The sequence below is a fragment of the Ruminococcus sp. genome, from assembly GCF_017650195.1.
GTDB lineage: Bacteria > Bacillota > Clostridia > Oscillospirales > Ruminococcaceae > Ruminococcus.
In genome coordinates this window covers 1-2601 of the sequence record NZ_JAGCFH010000275.1, presented here as the reverse complement: position 1 = coordinate 2601, position 2601 = coordinate 1, and the positions used below count along the sequence as shown (strand labels likewise).

Sequence of the window (2601 nt, the reverse complement as noted above, 5' to 3'; positions counted from 1 at the left end):
CAGCGTTTTGGAGATGTGCAGAATACCGCCGAGGTGCTCAAAAATATGAATCTCCTCGCCGTGAATGACTTGGTAATCGTGAATGGACAGCTTGTCTTCGAGGACTGCCGCTGTTTTGTTGATGTCGTCCGTCCGCAAAGCAATATGTCCTCTGCACTTCACAAGCAGCTCTTCACGGCTGAGATTTTCAATCAATTCGCCGTGGCTGATGATCGAGAAATCGGTGCAGAGCTCGGAAAGCTCCGACAGCAGGTGGCTTGAAATGAGCACAGTCACACCCCATTCCTCCTGCATCCGCTTGATGAGCTGACGGACTTCCACAATACCCTCCGGGTCAAGCCCGTTCACTGGCTCGTCCAGCACCATGATCTCAGGCTTTGGCAGAAGTGCCATACCGATACCGAGCCGCTGTTTCATACCGAGAGAGAATTTATTTGCACGCTTTTTGCCCGTGTTAGCAAGCCCGACAAGCTCCAGTATTTCGTCGATCCGCTTTTCATTGGGATAACCCCTAAGATAGCGGATATATTCAAGATTCTGACGAGCTGTCATTGAGCCTGCAATGATCGGCTGTTCGATCATAAAGCTCATTCTCGCACGGGAATCGTCAAGATTATCAGGACTACCGAACAGCGCCAGTTCACCTTTCGACGGAAAGAATAATCCCGCAAGAATTTTCATGATCGTAGTCTTGCCTGCGCCGTTCGGACCGATCAGCCCGCAGATATGTCCGCGCTCTACCGTCAGGCTGAAATCGTGAAGGACTTCCTGCTTTTGGTAGGACTTACAAAGCCCTCTCATAGTTATCACGCTATTTTCCATAGAGCCGCCCCCTTTCGTTTTACTACATCCATTCTAACATCAAAAGGTAAAGAAAAGGTTAAGCGAATGGTTAAGAAACCGTTAAGTTACAAGACGATAGCCCATACCCCAGACCGTTTCGATATACTCGTTGTCGGGATCTAGCTTTTTCAGCTTGGAACGGATATTGCTCATGTGGACTTTGACTGTATTATCATCGGTGATATAATTCTCGCCCCACACGCTTTCAAACAGGTTTGCTTTCGACCACAGCTTAGTGGGAGTTTTCAGCATCAGTTCCAGTATTGCAAACTCCTTGCTTGTCAGCGTAAGGGTTTTGCCGCAGACAGTCGCCGCCCCTGCCGTGATGTCAAGCATCAAATTCTTGTAGGTCAGCACTTGTGCTTCTTCCGGCTTTCGGGAATTTCCCTCATACCGCCGCAGAACGGCTTCCACACGGACAAGCAGTTCGTCAAGGTCAAAGGGCTTTGTGATGTAATCATCAGCACCCATTCTTATCAGGTCTATCTTTGAGCGTGTCTCACTTTTTGCCGACACCACGATCACTGGAATATCGGAAAATTCCCGTATCTTCTGCAATACCATATCACCACTCTGAAACGGCAGCATCAGGTCAAGTATCAGTAGCGACAGATCATTTTGCTCCCGAACGATACGAACGGCATCAAGTCCGTTCAGCACCGAAAGTGTTTCATAGCCCTGCGAGGACAAGTATTCACATATAAGGCGGTTTATCTCCCTGTCGTCCTCGGCAGTCAGTATCTTTTTCATGGCACATCTCCCGAATGAATGTGTTTATTGTAATAATTATAGCATAGTTCGGAGGAAATATCAATCGGCAGAAAAGATAAAGAGCTGTTCTTTGGCTTGAGAACAGCTCTTACATAGCAAAATCGTCTGTTTATCGCATTTTTTTATGGTTCGTAAGGGGTTCGGGTAGGTTCATCAAGTCAAAATAAAGGGTGGTATGTGTCAAGTAAATGTGGGCAGCATTTTCAAATATCGTCACAAGGCCTTAAATACGAATCGAAAAAAGATTAATTAGTTGGAAGTTATCCTCTTCATTCACTGCAATGTGGGTGGAAACGTGCAATTATTAATCCCTTCATATCCCTTTCCGGTTGTGGTTGGAATCTTTGAAGCCGATAAGACTGGCTTGGGAGATTCACAAGAGTCAGTATCAGCCTTTTGGAATGTGGTTTAGACGTATGATATATGCAAAGAAGAGCAGAAAGGTTATTTCCACCTTCTACATTCCAACATGCCCTTCCACCTTTCATACGACTTCCAATAAGTGTGAATACATTGCTTTCCATGCTTACGAGACGAGCATGATGTATAACTCCAGGTTCTCTTGTATCTGGTATCTCTACTTTTCGATCATAATAGCTTGATAATGCATCAAAATATTTTATAATATGACTTATAATAGCTGTTCATTTAACAGTTACTTTGTAGGTGTTCTCAATTCTCAAACCCGGATATGCAGCTGTCAGACGAATTATCAACAGAGCATGAAAGAACTGAAAGAAAAATATCAGAGAGTAGAGTAAAACCATATGACATTATAATAAAAATCTGCAATTAATAAAATTAGCAGAAATATATTAAAATTCGACCTCTTTTGCTGGAATAAAAAAACAAAGGGTGAAAAAGTTTTCAAACAGATTTGTTAACTGCACAGATAATGCTTTTGTTGACTTGTAAGAAAGTTATATGGTATAATTTAGAAAAAAGAATGAAAGGAATAGATCCGCTAATGGAAACACTACATTCAAT

At 43.3% G+C, this 2601-nt stretch carries 2 protein-coding genes; both read right to left on the bottom strand.

The features are described 5' to 3' along the window. A partial coding sequence (locus tag J6U00_RS12565) for an ATP-binding cassette domain-containing protein (protein WP_296582368.1) occupies nucleotides 1-822 on the bottom strand: 822 nt, incomplete at its 3' end. Between the two features lie 81 nt (nucleotides 823-903). After that, a complete protein-coding gene (locus J6U00_RS12560) occupies nucleotides 904-1593 on the bottom strand; it encodes a response regulator transcription factor (RefSeq protein WP_296582367.1) in 690 nt (229 codons plus the stop codon). Between the last annotated feature and the right edge of the window lie 1008 nt (nucleotides 1594-2601).

Coding starts and splice junctions, on each gene's coding strand:
- J6U00_RS12560 (WP_296582367.1), bottom strand. CDS start 1,593: ATGAAAAAGATACTGACTGCCGAGGACGACAGGGAGATAAACCGCCTT.